The organism is Pseudarthrobacter sp. AL07 (assembly GCF_029960665.1).
Taxonomy (GTDB): Bacteria; Actinomycetota; Actinomycetes; order Actinomycetales; family Micrococcaceae; genus Arthrobacter.
On record NZ_JASBRB010000014.1, the window covers coordinates 28,953 to 44,673 of the forward strand.

At 63.5% G+C, this 15,721-nt stretch carries 14 protein-coding genes; 4 read left to right on the forward strand and 10 right to left on the reverse strand.

Features of this window, described 5'->3' with window-relative positions:
- Window positions 1-180: 180 nt before the first annotated feature.
- The 3 genes from QK290_RS12260 to QK290_RS12270 form a co-directional block, all read right to left on the reverse strand.
- Entirely contained in the window at window positions 181-1,251 is a 1,071-nt protein-coding gene (locus QK290_RS12260; protein ID WP_282330912.1) for an alkene reductase, read from the reverse strand.
- A 156-nt stretch (window positions 1,252-1,407) separates the two neighbouring features.
- A complete protein-coding gene (locus QK290_RS12265; protein WP_282330913.1) occupies window positions 1,408-2,316 on the reverse strand; it encodes a hypothetical protein in 909 nt (302 codons plus the stop codon).
- A gap of 35 nt (window positions 2,317-2,351) precedes the next feature.
- Window positions 2,352-3,011, reverse strand: coding sequence for a DUF6318 family protein (locus QK290_RS12270; protein ID WP_282330914.1), 660 nt, complete (start codon window positions 3,009-3,011; stop codon window positions 2,352-2,354).
- A gap of 231 nt (window positions 3,012-3,242) precedes the next feature.
- Between QK290_RS12270 and QK290_RS12275 the strand changes: the two genes are divergently transcribed.
- The 3 genes from QK290_RS12275 to QK290_RS12285 all read left to right on the forward strand — a co-directional run bounded on the left by QK290_RS12275 (window position 3,243) and on the right by QK290_RS12285 (window position 4,804).
- The gene (locus QK290_RS12275; protein WP_282330915.1) at window positions 3,243-3,677 is read left to right on the forward strand and encodes a pyridoxamine 5'-phosphate oxidase family protein; all 435 of its coding nucleotides are present in this window, start codon (window positions 3,243-3,245) and stop codon (window positions 3,675-3,677) included.
- A gap of 19 nt (window positions 3,678-3,696) precedes the next feature.
- Window positions 3,697-4,188 (forward strand): very short patch repair endonuclease, encoded by a 492-nt coding sequence (locus QK290_RS12280; RefSeq protein WP_282330916.1) that lies wholly within the window; start codon window positions 3,697-3,699, stop codon window positions 4,186-4,188.
- A 205-nt stretch (window positions 4,189-4,393) separates the two neighbouring features.
- Entirely contained in the window at window positions 4,394-4,804 is a 411-nt protein-coding gene (locus QK290_RS12285) for an Hpt domain-containing protein (protein WP_282330917.1), read from the forward strand.
- On the opposite strand, the gene QK290_RS12290 is transcribed toward QK290_RS12285, so the two are convergent.
- Entirely contained in the window at window positions 4,777-5,550 is a 774-nt protein-coding gene (locus tag QK290_RS12290) for a response regulator transcription factor (RefSeq protein ID WP_282330918.1), read from the reverse strand. The genes QK290_RS12285 and QK290_RS12290 overlap by 28 nt on opposite strands.
- 100 nt (window positions 5,551-5,650) lie before the next feature.
- On the opposite strand from QK290_RS12290, the gene QK290_RS12295 reads away from it, so the two are divergent.
- Window positions 5,651-7,306: a HAMP domain-containing sensor histidine kinase gene (locus QK290_RS12295; protein ID WP_282330919.1), complete on the forward strand. Its 1,656-nt coding sequence runs from the start codon at window positions 5,651-5,653 to the stop codon at window positions 7,304-7,306.
- On the opposite strand, the gene QK290_RS12300 is transcribed toward QK290_RS12295, so the two are convergent.
- The 6 genes from QK290_RS12300 to QK290_RS12325 all read right to left on the reverse strand — a co-directional run bounded on the left by QK290_RS12300 (window position 7,303) and on the right by QK290_RS12325 (window position 15,626).
- Window positions 7,303-8,559, reverse strand: a complete 1,257-nt coding sequence (locus tag QK290_RS12300; protein WP_282330945.1) for a restriction endonuclease — start codon at window positions 8,557-8,559, stop codon at window positions 7,303-7,305. The two genes, QK290_RS12295 and QK290_RS12300, sit on opposite strands and share 4 nt — an antisense overlap.
- Before the next feature lie 124 nt (window positions 8,560-8,683).
- Complete coding sequence (locus QK290_RS12305; protein ID WP_282330920.1) at window positions 8,684-10,930, reverse strand: AAA family ATPase; 2,247 nt, start codon at window positions 10,928-10,930, stop codon at window positions 8,684-8,686.
- A gap of 71 nt (window positions 10,931-11,001) precedes the next feature.
- Complete coding sequence (locus QK290_RS12310) at window positions 11,002-11,253, reverse strand: PLDc N-terminal domain-containing protein (RefSeq protein WP_282330921.1); 252 nt, start codon at window positions 11,251-11,253, stop codon at window positions 11,002-11,004.
- Window positions 11,254-11,368: 115 nt separating this feature from the next.
- Window positions 11,369-11,785, reverse strand: a complete 417-nt coding sequence (locus tag QK290_RS12315; RefSeq protein ID WP_185262686.1) for a thioesterase family protein — start codon at window positions 11,783-11,785, stop codon at window positions 11,369-11,371.
- 47 nt (window positions 11,786-11,832) lie between these two features.
- A complete protein-coding gene (locus tag QK290_RS12320) occupies window positions 11,833-13,896 on the reverse strand; it encodes an ABC transporter ATP-binding protein (RefSeq protein WP_282330923.1) in 2,064 nt (687 codons plus the stop codon).
- On the reverse strand, window positions 13,893-15,626 hold the full coding sequence (locus QK290_RS12325; protein WP_282330924.1) for an ABC transporter ATP-binding protein: 1,734 nt from the start codon (window positions 15,624-15,626) through the stop codon (window positions 13,893-13,895). The genes QK290_RS12320 and QK290_RS12325 overlap by 4 nt, the downstream gene beginning before the upstream one ends.
- Window positions 15,627-15,721 lie beyond the last annotated feature (95 nt).

The window sequence follows — 15,721 nt, forward strand, 5'->3', positions numbered from 1 at the left end:
AAGTTACCGCTCAGCTCTTGTGAATCTGGGCGGGCCAACGTAGAAAATGAGCCAAAACAGCCGTCGGATGGCCTATTGGTGCGGGCAGCCGGGACAGCACACCGAGCAGCCAACGACGGCGGCACCCAAGCCGGGTGCCGCCGTCGTCGTTAGCCCCCGGTCAAGGCCGAGAATTGACCGCTAAGCCGAATACGCGGGGTAATCCGTGTAGCCTATGGAGCCGTCAGCATAGAAGGTGGACGGGTCCGGCTCGTTCAGCGGGAGGCTCTCCTTCCAGCGACGCGCGAGGTCCGGGTTAGCAATCGCGGGGCGCCCCACCACCACCGCGTCCGCATGGCCGTCGGCCACCAGCGCGGCTGCTTCCTCACGGGTGGTGATGGTGCCGAAGCCGGAGTTCACCAGGAAGGTGCCGTTGAAGCGCGCCCGGAGGTCCTGGACCAGTTCACTGGTGGGCTCGTGGTGCAGGATGCTGACGTAGGCGAGGTTGAGCGGCGCAATGCTGTCCACCAGCACCTCGTACGTGGCACGGACATCGGCCGCATCCGTTTCGGCGATGCCCTGTACGCCGTGCTCCGGCGAGATGCGGATACCCACGCGGTTCGCACCCACGGCGGCCACCACGGCGTTGACCGTTTCAATCACAAAGCGGGCTCGCTTTTCCGGCGAACCGCCGTAGCTGTCGTCCCGGACGTTGGAGTTCGGGGCCAGGAATTCGTGGAGAAGGTAGCCATTGGCCGAGTGCAGCTCCACACCGTCGAACCCTGCTTCAATGGCGTTGACCGAGCCGGCGACGATCTCCTGCATCACAACGGGCAACTCGTCGGTGGTCAGTGCGTGCGGGACGGGGTATGGCTGCTTGCCGGACGGCGTGCGGACCTCACCCTCGATGGCAACAGCACTCGGACCAACGATGGTGTGGCCGCCGGTGATGTCCGCGTGGGAAACCCGCCCGCCGTGCATGATCTGCGCGAAAATCCGGCCGCCTTCAGCGTGCACCGCGTCGGTGACCTTCTTCCAGGCAGCAATCTGCTCCGTGGTGACCAGACCGGGCTGACCCGGGTAGGAGCGTCCTGCGGGGCTGGGGTACGTGCCCTCGCTGACGATGAGTCCCAGTGAGGCGCGCTGCCGGTAATGTTCCACGACCAGGGCACCCGGAACGCCGTCCTCGCCTGAGCGGAGGCGGGTCAGGGGCGCCATGACCAGGCGGTTGGGCAGTTCAAGCTCGCCAAGAGTTAAGGGGGAAAACAGCATTCGCAGTTCCTTTCGAGGTGAATTGGTACTGCTGTGCCCAACTGCGCGGCGTGTGCAAGTATTCCGATGGAGGCGCGGATCACTCTTTTGCGGGGGCGGCTTCGAGGGTTTCCCGGCGCCGTTGCCAGCCGTCTCAGACGCGTCGTCGCAGGCGTCCTATCGGGGCGATGCGACGCCCGGGCATCCCTCACCCTGCGGGTTCTCGTTGCAGTCGTCGGCATAGTTCCGCGTGATGGACCGCCAGACGCTGATGGGTTGCGGTGGTGCGCTGAACTGGCCTTGGCCCGGTATAGGCAGCGGTGGTCCGTTGTTCACGGAATACGTGCCTTGGAAGGACGTAGTGAGGACAACCTGGAAGTCGCCAGTGTCCGCGTAGACGTGGCTTGTTCGGGTCTTCTCACCCCAGCGGTCCTGTGGCAGCGGTCCACCCATGGAAGGCTGCGGGCCGAAGACGGTTCCGTCGCCGTAGTTCCAGGTGTACTGAACCGGCGTCGCGACAACGTGCACCTGTTGCCCGAACATCGTCACGTCAAACTGTTGCTCGGACGCGTCCGCGTAGAAGTTCGTCTCAGCACCGCGGAGCGTGTTTGGGCTGGGCTGCGCGACAACGGCTCCGGCGTTGATCGGGAGGCTCTCGAACTGCTTCTGGATCTGGGCCGCTATGCGCGGCAGGAGGTCCTCGGGTTTGGCGTCGTAGAGGCAAGTGGGTCCGGAGTGAATGGCCCAAACGGCCCCAGGAACGCCTCTCGGCATGGAATACCAGATGACCGGGATCCCGTCTTCGCCGTCCGGCCCGTTCGTGCATTCAACCTGATCACGTAAGCACACAGAATCGAAGTCGCCCCCGCCAAGGTGGCACTGGAGTTCGTACTTGTAGTTGTTGGGATCCAAAATTGGGGCCCCGGGTGCTTGCTGAACAAAGTCGTTGGCCTCGGCGTCCCACACATAACCGCCGACTCCGGCTGAATCCGGTGTCCAAGCGCCATTAAATTCAGGATCGTTATCACCGGCACCGTGAGCTGGTAATGCAAAGAGCGTTACGAGCAGCCACGCGGTAAGTACCATTCCGTGATATCCAAGCGGTCGACCGGTACGCACTCTTATCCAACTATGCTTCCGACTTCGTCCAGCCGCCACGAATTGGAGCTGTACGAAATGATTAGCAAGTTGCCCTGGTCTGCACCTTGCGGGTCGGTATGCGCAACTGTCCCGTCTGCGCGGACATATGACAGTGGAGTCTGATGGACTTGGACAGAGACCTTGTATTTCCCAGCTTCATCACGGGAGAACGTCGTATCTACCGCGGGCGTGCTGATCTGTCCTCCGACCATCCACCTGCCTTCGGAATGCCAAGCTCTAATCGCCTCCGAGGACTTTTGGCATGGCGCGCATGTTTGAGGTGTCAGGCTTTCATGAAGTGAAAGCTCTCCCGTCTCATAGGAATAGCTAAGGACCTCGAACCAGTAGCGGGCGAACGCGATAGCCCCCTCTTTCGTCTCCGTCTTTGCGACCTCGGGCAGCACCGGCACCGGCACATTCTGAGCACGGCCGCTGGCCGAAGCCGGCACATAGACCGGAGTCGCCGTCGGCGTGGGGCTGGGGCTGGGGCTGGGGGTGGAGCTCGCGGTCGGAGACGCGGACGAGGTGCCCCCAGGATCGCCACCCGGGTTACATCCGGTCAAAAGCAAAGCGGACACGGCAACAGCAGCAACAAAGTGCCTGCGCAAACGCCTGGCCGTGGAAGTGATGTGCGATGTCATGGGCAGCTAATCCCCCGATAGTTTCAAGACGTCTCGCTCCGAACAATGACCTTAAGGGTAGCCCAGGACACATTTGAGCGATGAAAGTTATCCACAGCCACCCGCCATCGGTTCTACCACCGCCAAGGACCAATAAAAAGTCATACGGACAATCGCCCGCCAGGCCCCTGTGCAGAATCTTCCGCGCCAAAACCCTAGAATTCTTCTACCGAACGTAGAAGAATGGATTGCATGATGTTTACGCACGCAGATGGCAACCCCGTTCTTGAGCTCGACGACGAGCAGTCCTGGAAACTCCTGGACGCCACAAAGCACGGCCGGCTGGTGGTCTCTGTGGCCGGCGAACCGGATATCTTTCCCGTCAACTACCTGACCTCAGACCGAAAAATCTACCTCCGCACCGCGCCAGGCAACAAGCTGGCGCAGCTCACCATCAACTCCCGTGTGCTGCTCGAAACGGACGGTATACTCTCGGATGAGGCGTGGTCTGTGGTCCTCCGGGGAACGGCGCGCGTCCTGGTCAACTCAACGGAACTCGCCGCCGTCGAGGAGCTTGGCCTGAAATCCTGGGTGCCGACACTGAAGGATTTTTACGTGGAGATCGTGCCCACGTCCGTCAGCGGCCGCCATTTCGAGCTGGGCGACCAGCCGGAGCACGAAATCTAGGAGCCCGTAGGCTGGAATCATGGCGGACAGGCTCACTCCCGAGCGGCGCAGCTGGAACATGTCCCGCATTAGGGGCAAAAACACCAAGCCGGAACTGCTGGTGCGCCGCCTCCTCCATGCCAAAGGCTACCGATACCGCTTGCACGGCACGGCCGGCAAAAGCCGCCTGCCCGGCCGCCCGGACCTGGTATTCGCCGGCCGCCGAAAGGTCATCTTCATCAACGGCTGCTTCTGGCACTTTCACGACTGCCGGGTAGGCCAGCACGCGCCCAAGGTGAATGCCGCCTTCTGGGAGGCCAAGCGCACGCGCACCAAAGACCGCGACGCCGACCAGCGCCAACGGTTAATGGCCGCCGGCTGGGAGGTGCTCACCGTGTGGGAGTGCGAGTTGAAGGACGGCTCCGCCCTCGAAGCCCACCTTGTGGAGTTCCTCGGCGCCCGGCAAGCTGACGCCCTGCAAACCTACAGCAGGCAAGCCCACAGCAGGAAAGCACCGCCAGCCGGAAGTTGAGCCAATCTTGAGCCTTTGCCGCCTCGCGAATTGATCGGCACCAGCAAAGATGAGCTCCTATGAAAAACCCGCATTCTCCCCAGGAATCCCGCAGTCCTTGTCCCGGACGGCTGCATCTTCAGGGAACAGATTTACGCTGAAAGTGGACACAAACCCAAGTCACAGCCTCCTACCCGGGCGGCAGTCGCGAGCGGAAGGGACGAACATGACTCCATCCGACGACGCAGGGCGCCCCCTGGTAGATCCCTCGGTCCTTGACCGGCTACGCGTCGAACTCGACGAAGACGAGGGCTACTGCAGCATGTTCGTGGGAAACTTCATCGACTGCCTGCCGTTTCGGATCGGCAAGCTGCGGCTCGCTCTCACCACGGGAGACCTGGACGGGGCGGTGGATGCGGTCCTGAGCCTCAAGACTTCGAGCCAAATGGTGGGCGCCGAACGGCTGGCGGGGCTGGCCATGGACCTTGAACGTTCCATCCGGGAAAAGTCACCGCGTGCGGAACCATCCGTTGCACTGCCGCAACTGGCCGTCAACTACCTCCGGCCGATCAACCAGTGCAGCCGCCAGACCCTGTACCGGCTCCAGGCTCAGCGCCCGCCTGGTGCCAACCGGTAACCCACACCGCGGACCGTCTGCAGCCAGCGCGGTTGCTGCGGTGAATCACCAAGTTTCTTCCGGAGGTTACCCATGTGCACTTCCACCGAACGTTCGTCCGCTTCGCTGATGTAACTTCCGACGTCGTAATCCTCGTACCGGAGCCGACGCACCAAATCCGATTTGGTCCGGACAGTCCGGCCCGCCTCGAGCAGGGCATAAAGGAGTTCAAACTCCGTCCGCGTCAGGTTGAGCTCCTGGCCGTCCACAGCGACAGACCGTGAGGCGTAGTTCAGATCCAAGCCATTGTGGCTGTAATGACCGTTTCCGCTGCCAGTGCCGGCGTCGACCGGGCGATCAGATACCGGGGGGGCACTCTCCCCCGCGTCCGGAAGCGCTCGGGGGCGGCGCATCATCGCCGCGATCCGCGCGCGGAGCTCACGTGGGCGGAAGGGCTTGGTGAGGTAGTCGTCCGCCCCGGACTCGAGGCCGATCAAAGTGTCCAGTTCTTCAGCCCGTGCCGTGAGCATCACTATGTAGGCATCCGAGAACTCGCGGATCTGACGGGAGACCTCGAATCCGTCGATATCCGGCAGTCCCAAATCAAGTGTTATGACGTCTGGATTCAAGGCTCTGGCAGCCTTGACCCCTTCGGATCCGCTGCCCGCCACTGTCACGTCAAAACCCGCCTGCGTCAGGACCGCCCGAACCAACTCCCGGATATCCTGATCGTCTTCGATGACCAGACCAACTCGTGCTTCACTCATACCAGTCCCCTCAACCAGCTTGACAACGTGAGAAGTATAGCCCGCTGCCGATATCCTGCTGGTATGTATTCGCCTATCCTCCCACTTCAGGCCGACGTTCATGAGTGAACCCGCAACGTGGGCCGAGGGCCACTTTAGGTTTTTCCGGAAACCCTTCCATGAATACCGACTGACGGACAGAGTCGCCCTCAGCCAAATGCCGCTTTTCATAACCACACTGCTGGCCGTGGTCCTCGTGTCGGCGTTTTTCCCCCGGACCATGGACAACGCGCTATTCGTGGCGTTCCTCTTCTCCCAGCTGGCCCTCATGGTGCTGTGCTACGTGGTGCCGTGGGACCGCCTGCCGCACACCAGCTTCCTGGTCATCCCGCTGTTGGATTTCGCCTCCATCGGCGTGGGCAGGGAAGGCGGGCAGGAGAGCCTGGCCGGAATCAGTCTGTTGGCAGTCTTCCCCGTCATCTGGCTATGTGCCTCAGGCTACTACCCCCGGATTTCCCTGTGGCTGTCCTTCTTCGTGCCATTGGCGATGATCTGGGTTCCGCTGGTTCTTGGCGGAGATGTGTCTGGCCCTACCCTGGTCAAGCCCCTGCTCCTCCCTGTCATGATGCTCGGAATCGGCGTATCGGTCAGCGTGTTGACCCTGAGCATGACGCGGCAGCAACGGATCCTGGAAGAGAAAGACAAACAGCTCCAAGCCAGCCTGCTCGGCACCAGGAGACAGGAGGCTTTGCTTAACTCCGTTCTGGACACTGTGCACCTGGGCGTCCTCGCCGTCGACGCAGACGGCCACGACATCCTGATGAACCGGAAACAGCGCGCCAACCACGAACTGGCGCGCCCGAAGGACATCGATGAGCCGAACGAGCCCCAGCTGCTGGTCTTCGCCGCGGACCGTACCACCCCTGTCCCGGTGGAGGACCGGCCTGTGCGCAGGGCTGTCCTCGGCGAGACCTTCACCGACTACCTGGTCTGGCTGGGCGCAGGCACGGAACAGCGGGCCCTCACCACGAGCGCCCGGGCCATGACGGACCCGGACGGGACGTTCGCCGGCTCGGTAATCGTGTTCAGCGACGTGACAGACCTGGTGGACGCCCTGGCCGCCAAGGATGATTTCGTCGCCAGCGTGTCCCACGAATTCAGGACCCCGCTGACCTCCATCCTGGGTTACGTGGAACTCCTCCTGGAGGACGACCCCGGTAACGACCAACTGGAACCGCTGAACATCATCAAGCGCAATTCTGAACGGCTTCTCACCTTGGTGTCTGACCTCCTCGCCACCAGAAACGGGCAACTGATCGTGAGCCCACACGCCGTCGACGTCGCTGAACTGGTGCGTGCCAGCGTGTCCGCCGCGATGCCCAGGGCCGACGTCTCCCGCGTGACGCTGACAGCCGACACGCCAGCGCGGCTGGATGCCCATGTGGACGGCCCCCGCGTCTCCCAGGTGCTGGACAATCTGGTCTCCAACGCGATCAAATATTCGCCCGACGGCGGGAACGTGGTGGTGTCGTTGGAGCACGACGACGGCCACCTCGCCTGCCGGGTCAGTGATACGGGCATGGGCATGAGCACCGACGACCAGGCCCAGGTGTTCGCCAAGTTCTTCCGGACCAGCAACGTCCGCCATACAGCGATTCCCGGTGTAGGCCTGGGCCTGCCCATCAGCAAGGCCATCGTGGAAGCCCACGGCGGAACCATCCAGGTGGAAAGCAAACTGGGACAGGGCAGCACGTTCACGTTCCGGATGCCGGCCTAGCCTCCCGCGCGGGTAGTTGGGCCCACGCCCGCCGGGTTCTCTGGCCGAGCTTGCGAGGTTAGGGGGCGGGTGGGGACAACTTCGCCCCAGGACTGCCGCGCAAGGTCCGCCACCGCTGCCAGGATGTCCGACGGCGGCATCGACAGATCCAGCGGAAACTCCACAATGTCGATGTCAGTGTTGAGGATCCTCCGCAGCTTCATCTCGCCCACCCCCGCATAGACCAGCCAGGCGGTGGGCACACCCAGGGCGGTGCAGTGGGCAAGCATCTGGTAGTGGTCGGCGGTCAGGGAGGCGCCCAAGTCCGTGGCAGCCTTGTACTTTGCGTTGTAGACCACCACCGGCCGGCCGCCCAACAGGTGCACTGCATCCGGGCGCACGGATAGCCGGTCGGCATCATGGACAGCTTCGCTCAGGAGTGCATTGAACTGCCGCCGCATCTCCCCCGGATACGCCGCCATGGCCGCGCAGAGCGCCGTGACCACAAAATCCTCGAACACCTGGGCCATGTCCACCACAAACGACGCCGTCTGCTGCTTCCCCTCGCCCGCCTCGGCGGACGCGTTCTTCAGGATCAGCTCGGCGAGGCGCAGCACTGGCTGGTAGCGCACGTTCATCCGGCTCGGCGTCCATGGCGGCAGGGGCGCCCCGGCAGGTAGGCGGGTGACGGCGTCGAGCGTTCCCTTCAGCTGCCGCAGGCGGCTCAGCACTTCCGGGCGGACCCCCGGCACCTTTCCCATGCGCTCGAGCGCGGCGCGCAGGATCCGGTTTTCGGCGATGTCCTCGGTGAACTCGTCGTAGGATACTTCCAGCGGCACCAGCATGCCCGGGCGGCGGGAAATCTGGTCGGAAATCCGGATGCGACCCTTGACCGTGCGGAGGGACTCATCAACGGTCAGGTAGCCCTGCAGCACCCCTCGCCCCAAGGCACGCTCTGCCATTTGCGCCAGGGATTCGGCCAGCGCGCTCCAGAGTTCGCGGTCCTCGGTTGCGGCCACGGAATCTGCCCGGAAGCCCTGGTTGCCGGCGTAGCTGAGGAGAAATAGCAGCCGGCTCAGTCCCAGCCGGTCTTTGGGGCGAACATCCAGCTGCAGCGTGGCCGTGCGGACTGAGCCCACCTTTCCCGCGGGCTCGATCCGGTACAAACCCATGCCCATTGGGGAGGCCTTGGCCAGCCCGCTGGAGTTCACGAAAGCCGCGCTGGCCGCATCAAGGCGTTCCACAGAGCCTATGGACAGCTCGTCCAGGACCAGATGGCGCGCTGCGGGACCGCGTCCGCTCTGCTGGGCGCCACCCGACGCTGCGCCACCCTGCGCTGCGCCACCCTGCACGGCCCCTCCTGACGCGGCGCCGCCGTGCACCGGAGTGTGGGTTGGCTTAGCTGGTAACAAGGCGCCCCAGCAGCTGCTCCAGCCCGAACCGTTCCTCCAGCTGCGCGCGCGTCAGCTGGCCGTGGTAATGCTCTTCCAGCAGCGGCATCAGCTCATATTTCCAGATCCGGCGCAGCCCCGTGGGCGTCTGCGCGGCGGCCTTCATGAAGTATGACGGGCCGATCATCAGGTCCCGGTCCCACTCGTCAATAGCGGCGTTGAGCGCATCAAGCAGCAGCGCCGGCGTGGTGTCCAGGTCCCGCGCCTGCAGGAACCTCAGCAGCGACCCCTTCACCGGCTCCGTCTGCGGGTGCAGCTCGATGAACGCAAACCGGCGCCGAATGGCGGCATCCATCATGGCGATGGACCGGTCCGCGGTGTTCATGGTGCCGATGATGTACAGGTTATCCGGCAGCGTGAACGGCTCGTTGGGGCTGTACTGCAGGTAGATCCGGTCATCGCGGTATTCCAGCAGGAAGTAGAGCTCGCCGAACACCTTGGCCAGGTTGGCCCGGTTCATCTCGTCAATGATCAGGAAGTAGGGCTTCTTTTCGTTCCCGCGCTTTGCGGCTTCCTCGGCCAGCCGGCGCAGCGGTCCTGCCACGAGTTTGAAGGCCACTTGGCCCTCGTCCGTTTTGTCCGGCCGGTAGCCCTCGAAAAAGTCCTCGTACGCGTACGACGGGTGGAACTGCACCAGCTTCACCCGCTCATCCGTGCTGTCCTGGGCCAGTTCCGCCGCAAGATGCTTGGCCAGGTACGTCTTGCCCGTTCCGGGCGGCCCGTACAGGACCAGCTGGCGGTTCTCCTCCAGCAGTTCCGCGATCTCCTGCAGCGGCTCCAGGTCCATGTGCAGCGACTCCGCGAAGTCGCGGCTCAGCGGGCGGAAGCCCTCCTGCACAGGGGGTACGACGGCGGCAGGTTCCGCGTCGCCGTCGTCCTCCGGTTCCGCCTCGGCCGGGACGAGCGCCTGGAGCGCCTGCACTACCCTGGTCACGTCGACAACGATCCCCGAGGTGGCCAGCTGGCGCTGGACGTGACGGGGCAGATCGGTGGTGGCGTGGCCGTCGTCGTCCAGCCAACGCACCTTGCGCCGCAGGCGGCGGTTGTCATCGTTGTGCCCGGGCTCGCCCAGCACGACGCCCAGCCGCACGGTGCCGGCGTGCTGGAACAGAACCAGGTCGCCGGGCTTCATGACCGTGAGGAAGGCGAACACCGCCGTTTTGGTGTCCTCCCGCTCCACGTAGCCCAGGTGCTTGTAGTCCTCGTCCACCGCGTGCTGCACCAGCCCCGCGGTCACCCCGGGGTCCAGATGGCGGAGATGTTCGACGTCGAGCGTCACCTTCTCCTCTTCCTGCCACGCGGTGAGGAGCTCGGCGTTGTCGCTGTGGGTACGCAGCAGCCACGCGCGGCGCCCGGGGTCCCCGACCTTGCGCCACTGGCTGACCAGCTGGCGGGCGTACCAGTCGATGCGCTGGCCGGCCTGTTCATCCAAGTGCAGCCGGATGCGGTGGATGTCCGCGGTGATGTCTTCATCACTGTCGCCCTTGGCCCCGCCCACCAGGGAGGCGAACGCGTCCCGGATTTCCTGCCGTTCCACGTCCGCCACAACGGGCTCGAAGTAGCTCGGCCACGCCAGGTACTCGATGCTGCGGCGGATGGCGGGCTGATCCCCCGGCGTGCCCGCGGCGAGCTCGTGGAAATTGAGCGGGTCCTTCAGCGCCTTGGCGATGGCTGCAGGAATCTGCTGGTCCACGTGCTGCACAAAGCGGCAGAGCCATTTGAGGTGGTCCCAAATGGTCCAGTTGAATTCGGCGGTGCGGTCCCTGATCACGCCGTGGTCAGTCATGCCCTTGTAGAGTTCCTCGGGCAGCTCCAGCGGTGCTTCCAACGGTGTTTCCAGCCAGGACGCGGCCTCAGCCACACGGGCACGCTTGACCTTGAGCGACTTCACCTCGTGCGCCAGGGGCAGCGACTGCAGGAAGAGCAGCTCGACGGCCAGTTGCTTGGCCTCCCGGGACGCGTCTTCGAGGTTCTGCCGGAGGTTTGTCATCATGGGCGCCTTGGCATCCGCCGTTCCCCGGTCCAGGCGTTCCAGCAGCTCTGCCGCAGCCTCCGCGGTCCAGGTCAGCGTGTTTCCGTCCAAAGCTGACGGCTTGCCCTGCAAGCCCGGTCCCAGCACAAACCACGCAGCGTCCTCGATCTCCTTTGAGACACCGAGGGCGCGGTGCATGGCAGTCTTGGGGTTTGGGGTCATGGGTTCAAATTTACAGGCTCAAGCTGGATGCCCGCTCCGAAGTCCCTGGCGGTCTGCAGTTCACAGGCCCGCTATTTGACTGACACGGCCCCGGCACCAGGCCGCTTGCGCCCAAGAATGAAGTAGCCCATCGGCCCGATGAAATTGATCAGGGTAGCCACGCGCCAGGCCGCTTTTGGCCCGTTTATTTGGTCAGCCGGGCGCTTGGAAATGTCCCGCTGGGCGGCCAGCATCAGTGACACCTGCGCGATTCCGATGGCCACAAATCCTGCCCGTGCCGCCGGTGACATCTCTTTCCAGGTCTTTTTGGTTTTCTTGGCCATGATCAAACGCTCCTTAGTGGATATTCCCAGTTTCCGGTGTCCGCCGTGCCTGCGCAACGGGTGCGCAGGCACGGCGGACACCAGTCGTCGTTGCACCGTTCACATTGCATGCTGCTCACAACGTATACGGCGCCAGCCGCTCCTTCTGCTCCGGTGTCAGGCGCAGGACGCGGCCGGAGGCTTCGTCCACAAACGCCAGGTGGCTGCTGGCCCGGACGCAGTCCTCCCGGGTGACCGGGTCCTGCACCACGTAGTGGATGTCGAAGCTGGCACCCTTGACGGCACCGATCCACACCTGGACAACTGCCGGGATGTTGCGGTATTCGAGCGTCCTGACGTAGCGGATCTTGTGGTCCACCACCAGCGCCAGGGTTCCCTCCGGAACGTCGTTGAAGAGCGACACTTCCGGCTCGATGCCCGGCAGGCCGGTGCCCCGGGGAGGCCCGAACGCCATAATCCGCGCCTCCTCGAGCATCCGGACAATCTGGACGTTGTTGATGTGCCCGTAGGCGTCCATGTCACCCCAGCGCATCGGGACCAGGACCTCAATGCGCCGGACGGCTCCGGCTTCCAGGGCGCTCAGCTGTGGACCGCCGTCGAATCGTCCACAACGGTTTCCTCAACGTCGGAACCGGCGAACTGGGACATGTACAGCCGGTAGTACGCACCTTCCGCCGCCAGGAGTGACTTGTGGTTACCCTGCTCCACGATCTTGCCGTTCTCCATCACCAGGATGGTGTCGGCGTCGCGGATGGTGGACAGCCGGTGGGCGATCACAAAGCTGGTGCGGTCCGTCCGCAGCGCCGCCATGGCCTTCTGGACCAGCAGTTCAGTGCGTGTATCCACCGAACTGGTTGCCTCGTCCAGGATGAGCAGCGACGGGTTGGCCACAAATGCGCGGGCGATGGTGACCAGCTGCTTTTCACCGGCGCTGACGTTGTTGCCTTCTTCATCGATGATGGTGTCGTAGCCATCCGGCAGGGCGCGCACAAAGCGGTCCACGAAGGTGGCCTTGGCGGCCGCCATGACCTGCTCCTCGGTGGCATCCAGGTTGCCGTACCGGATGTTCTCGTAAATGGACCCGCCAAACAGCCAGGCGTCCTGGAGTACCATGCCAACCTTGGACCGCAGCTCGGAGCGGCTCAGGTGCGTGACATCCACGCCGTCCAGGGTAATCGACCCTGAGTTGAGCTCGTAGAAGCGCATCACGAGGTTCACCAGGGTGGTTTTGCCGGCCCCCGTGGGACCGACGATTGCCACGGTGTGCCCGGGTTCCGCCGTGAAGGACAGGTTTTCAATCAGGGGTTTGTCCTCGGTGTAGCTGAACGTGACGTCGTTGAACGTCACATGCCCGTCGGTCTTGGCCGGCAGGTGCTCGGTGACGGACTCGGGGTCCTGCTCATCAGCGTCGAGGAATTCGAACACCCGCTCCGAGGACGCCACGCCGGACTGCAGCATGTTGGCCATGCCGGCCATCTGGCCCAGCGGCTGGGTGAATTCGCGCGAGTACTGGATGAATGCCGTGGCGTCGCCCAGGGACATCGAGCCCGAGGCCACCCGGAGACCACCCACGACGGCAATGCCCACATAGCTGAGGTAGGAAACGAACTGCATGACCGGGAAGATCATGCCGGAGACGAACTGGGCTCCGAAGCTGGCCTTGTACAGGGCCTCATTCCGCTCTTCGAAGCGTTCCAGCATGTCAGTGTCACGGCCGAAAACCCGCACCAGATCGTGACCGGAGAAGGATTCCTCGATCTGGCCGTTCAGCTCGCCCGTGTTCTTCCATTGGGCGGCAAAGAGCTTCTGGCTGCGCGAACCGATCAGGCCGGCCGCCACGCCGGACAGCGGCAGCGCCACCAGGGCGATGAGGGCGAGCTGCCACGAGACGATGAACATCATGATAACGATGCCGATGACCGTCAGCAGCGAGCTGATCAGCTGCGCGAAGGCCTGCTGCAGCGCCTGCTGGACGTTGTCGACGTCGTTCGTTACCCGGGAGAGGACGTCGCCGCGCTGGCGGGTGTCGAAGTAGTTCAGCGGGAGCCGGTTCAGCTTCTTTTCGGTGTCGTCCCGAAGCCTACGGATCACCTTCATCACGATGAGGTTCAGCACGTAGCCCTGCAGCCAGAGGAAGATGTTGGCCACAAAGTACATCAGCAGCACGATGGCGATCAGGACCGAGAGCTTCTGGAAGTTGATCCCAGTGCCGGGAACCAGCTCCATCCGGGACACCATGTCCGCGAAGTTTTCCTGCCCCTGCTGGCGCAGGCCTTCCACGAACTGGTCCTTGCTGGCGCCGGCGGGGAGCTGCTTGCCCACTACGCCGCCGAAGATGACGTCCATGGCCTGGCCCAGGATCCTGGGGGCGATGACGTTCAGGACCACCGAGACAACCACCAGGGCCACCACGGCGTAGATGCCCACAGCCTCAGGCTTCAGGAGCCCCAGCAACCTCTTGGCAGAAGGCCAGAAGTGCTCGGCCTTCTTGGCGGGCATACCGCCGAACATATCGCCGTCGGCTTCGGAGGGCTTGTATTCCTCCTCGAAGAAACCGTCGTCCTCCAGGAGGTCTTCGGGAGTTACGGAATCCGGGTTCGTTTCGTTGGTCGAGCGCGTCGAGACCTTCTTGGCGGCGCTCATGCCATTTCCTCCACACTCAGCTGGGATTCAACAATTTCCTGGTAAGTGGGTGACGTTTCCAGGAGTTCCTCATGCGTTCCGCGGTCCACGATCCGGCCGTTGTCCAGGACCAGGATCTGGTCCGCGTCGGTGATGGTGGAGATCCGCTGGGCCACGATAATCACGGTGGCGTCGGCGGTGGTCTGTTTCAGGGCTGCGCGGAGCCTGGCGTCGGTTGCCACGTCCAGTGCTGAGAACGAATCGTCGAAAAGGTAGACCTTGGGTTTGGTGATCAACGCGCGGGCGATGCAGAGCCTCTGCCGCTGGCCGCCGGAGACGTTGGTGCCGCCCTGTGCGATCCGGGCGTTCAGGCCGTTCTTCTTCTCGCGGACGAAGTCCCCGCCCTGGGCGATCTGCAGCGCGTCCCAGAGTTCCTGGTCCGTGGCTTCGGTCTTGCCGAAGCGCAGGTTGTGTTCGATGGTGCCGGAGAAGAGGTACGGCCGCTGCGGGACAAGCGCCACGCGCTTGGTGATCTCGGCGCGGTCCAGGTTGCTGACGGAGACGCCGTCCAGGAGGACTTCGCCCTCGGCGATGTCGTAGAGGCGCGGCAGCAGGGCCAGCAGCGAGGTCTTGCCTGCGCCGGTGGAACCGATGATCGCAACGGTCTCGCCTGGCCTGGCGGTGAAGCTGACGTTGCTCAGCACCGGCGTCTCGGCACCTGGGTAGGCGAAGGTGACGTTACGGTACTCGACTACCCCGGCCACTGTGGCGGGAGTCTCGGGACGTTCGGGATCGTGGATGGAGGGTTCGACGTCGAGCACCTCACCGATGCGGTCCCCGCAGACAGAGGCCCGCGGGATCATCATGGCCATAAACGTGCCCATCATGACGGCCATGAGGATCTGCAACAGGTACTGCAGGAACGCGGTCAGGGAGCCCACCTGCATCTCGCCTGAATCCACGCGCTGGCCGCCGAACCACAGCACAGCGGCCGTGGACAGGTGCAGGATCATGCCGATGGCCGGGAACATCAGGACAAACAAGGCCCCGATTTTCAAGGAGACGTCGGTCAGGTCCTTGTTGGCGACGCCAAAACGGTCGGTTTCATACGGTTCGCGGACAAAGGCGCGGACCACCCGGATGCCGATAATCTGCTCGCGCAGGACAGCGTTGATGCGGTCGATCTTCTTCTGCATGGAACGGAACAGGGGCATCAGCCGGACCACCAGGTAGCCCACCACAACGAACAGTACGGGCACTGAGACCCAGACCAGCCATGACAGGCTGATATCCTCGCGCAGCGCCATGATGATCCCGCCGATGCACATGATGGGGGTGGCCACCATGAAGTTCAGTCCCATCAGCACCAGCATCTGGACCTGCTGGACGTCATTGGTGCCGCGCGTGATGAGGGTGGGGGCACCGAACCTGTTCACGTCCTTGGCGGAGAAACTGGTGACCTTGCGGAACACCCCGCGGCGCAGGTCCCGGCCCACGGCCATGGCCGTTTTGGAGCCGTAGTAGACGCCGGCGATGGCGGTACCCACCTGGACAATGGCCACCAGCAGCATCACGGACCCGGTCCGCCAGATGAAATCCGTATCCCCGCGGGAAACTCCTTCGTCGATGATCTGGGCGTTGAGGCTGGGAAGGTAAAGCGCTGCGATGGTGGATGCCAGCTGGAACACTACGACGGCCACGATGTATGGCATATACGGTTTGGAGTAGCGCCGTATGAGGGTGAGGAGCATGCCCTTAATTCCTTAGGGAGAGAGCGCGAAATGATGAGGATAAGTAGTAACAGACGGGGCTGACATTTCTCAGCCTACCTACTCTAGGAAATCCG

Coding starts and splice junctions, on each gene's coding strand:
- QK290_RS12260 (WP_282330912.1), bottom strand. CDS start 1,251: ATGCTGTTTTCCCCCTTAACTCTTGGCGAGCTTGAACTGCCCAACCGC.
- QK290_RS12285 (WP_282330917.1), top strand. CDS start 4,394: ATGACTCCATCCGACGACGCAGGGCGCCCCCTGGTAGATCCCTCGGTC.
- QK290_RS12270 (WP_282330914.1), bottom strand. CDS start 3,011: ATGACATCGCACATCACTTCCACGGCCAGGCGTTTGCGCAGGCACTTT.
- QK290_RS12305 (WP_282330920.1), bottom strand. CDS start 10,930: ATGACCCCAAACCCCAAGACTGCCATGCACCGCGCCCTCGGTGTCTCA.
- QK290_RS12325 (WP_282330924.1), bottom strand. CDS start 15,626: ATGCTCCTCACCCTCATACGGCGCTACTCCAAACCGTATATGCCATAC.
- QK290_RS12265 (WP_282330913.1), bottom strand. CDS start 2,316: ATGGTACTTACCGCGTGGCTGCTCGTAACGCTCTTTGCATTACCAGCT.
- QK290_RS12290 (WP_282330918.1), bottom strand. CDS start 5,550: ATGAGTGAAGCACGAGTTGGTCTGGTCATCGAAGACGATCAGGATATC.
- QK290_RS12275 (WP_282330915.1), top strand. CDS start 3,243: ATGATGTTTACGCACGCAGATGGCAACCCCGTTCTTGAGCTCGACGAC.
- QK290_RS12310 (WP_282330921.1), bottom strand. CDS start 11,253: ATGGCCAAGAAAACCAAAAAGACCTGGAAAGAGATGTCACCGGCGGCA.
- QK290_RS12320 (WP_282330923.1), bottom strand. CDS start 13,896: ATGAGCGCCGCCAAGAAGGTCTCGACGCGCTCGACCAACGAAACGAAC.
- QK290_RS12280 (WP_282330916.1), top strand. CDS start 3,697: ATGGCGGACAGGCTCACTCCCGAGCGGCGCAGCTGGAACATGTCCCGC.
- QK290_RS12315 (WP_185262686.1), bottom strand. CDS start 11,785: ATGCGCTGGGGTGACATGGACGCCTACGGGCACATCAACAACGTCCAG.
- QK290_RS12295 (WP_282330919.1), top strand. CDS start 5,651: ATGAGTGAACCCGCAACGTGGGCCGAGGGCCACTTTAGGTTTTTCCGG.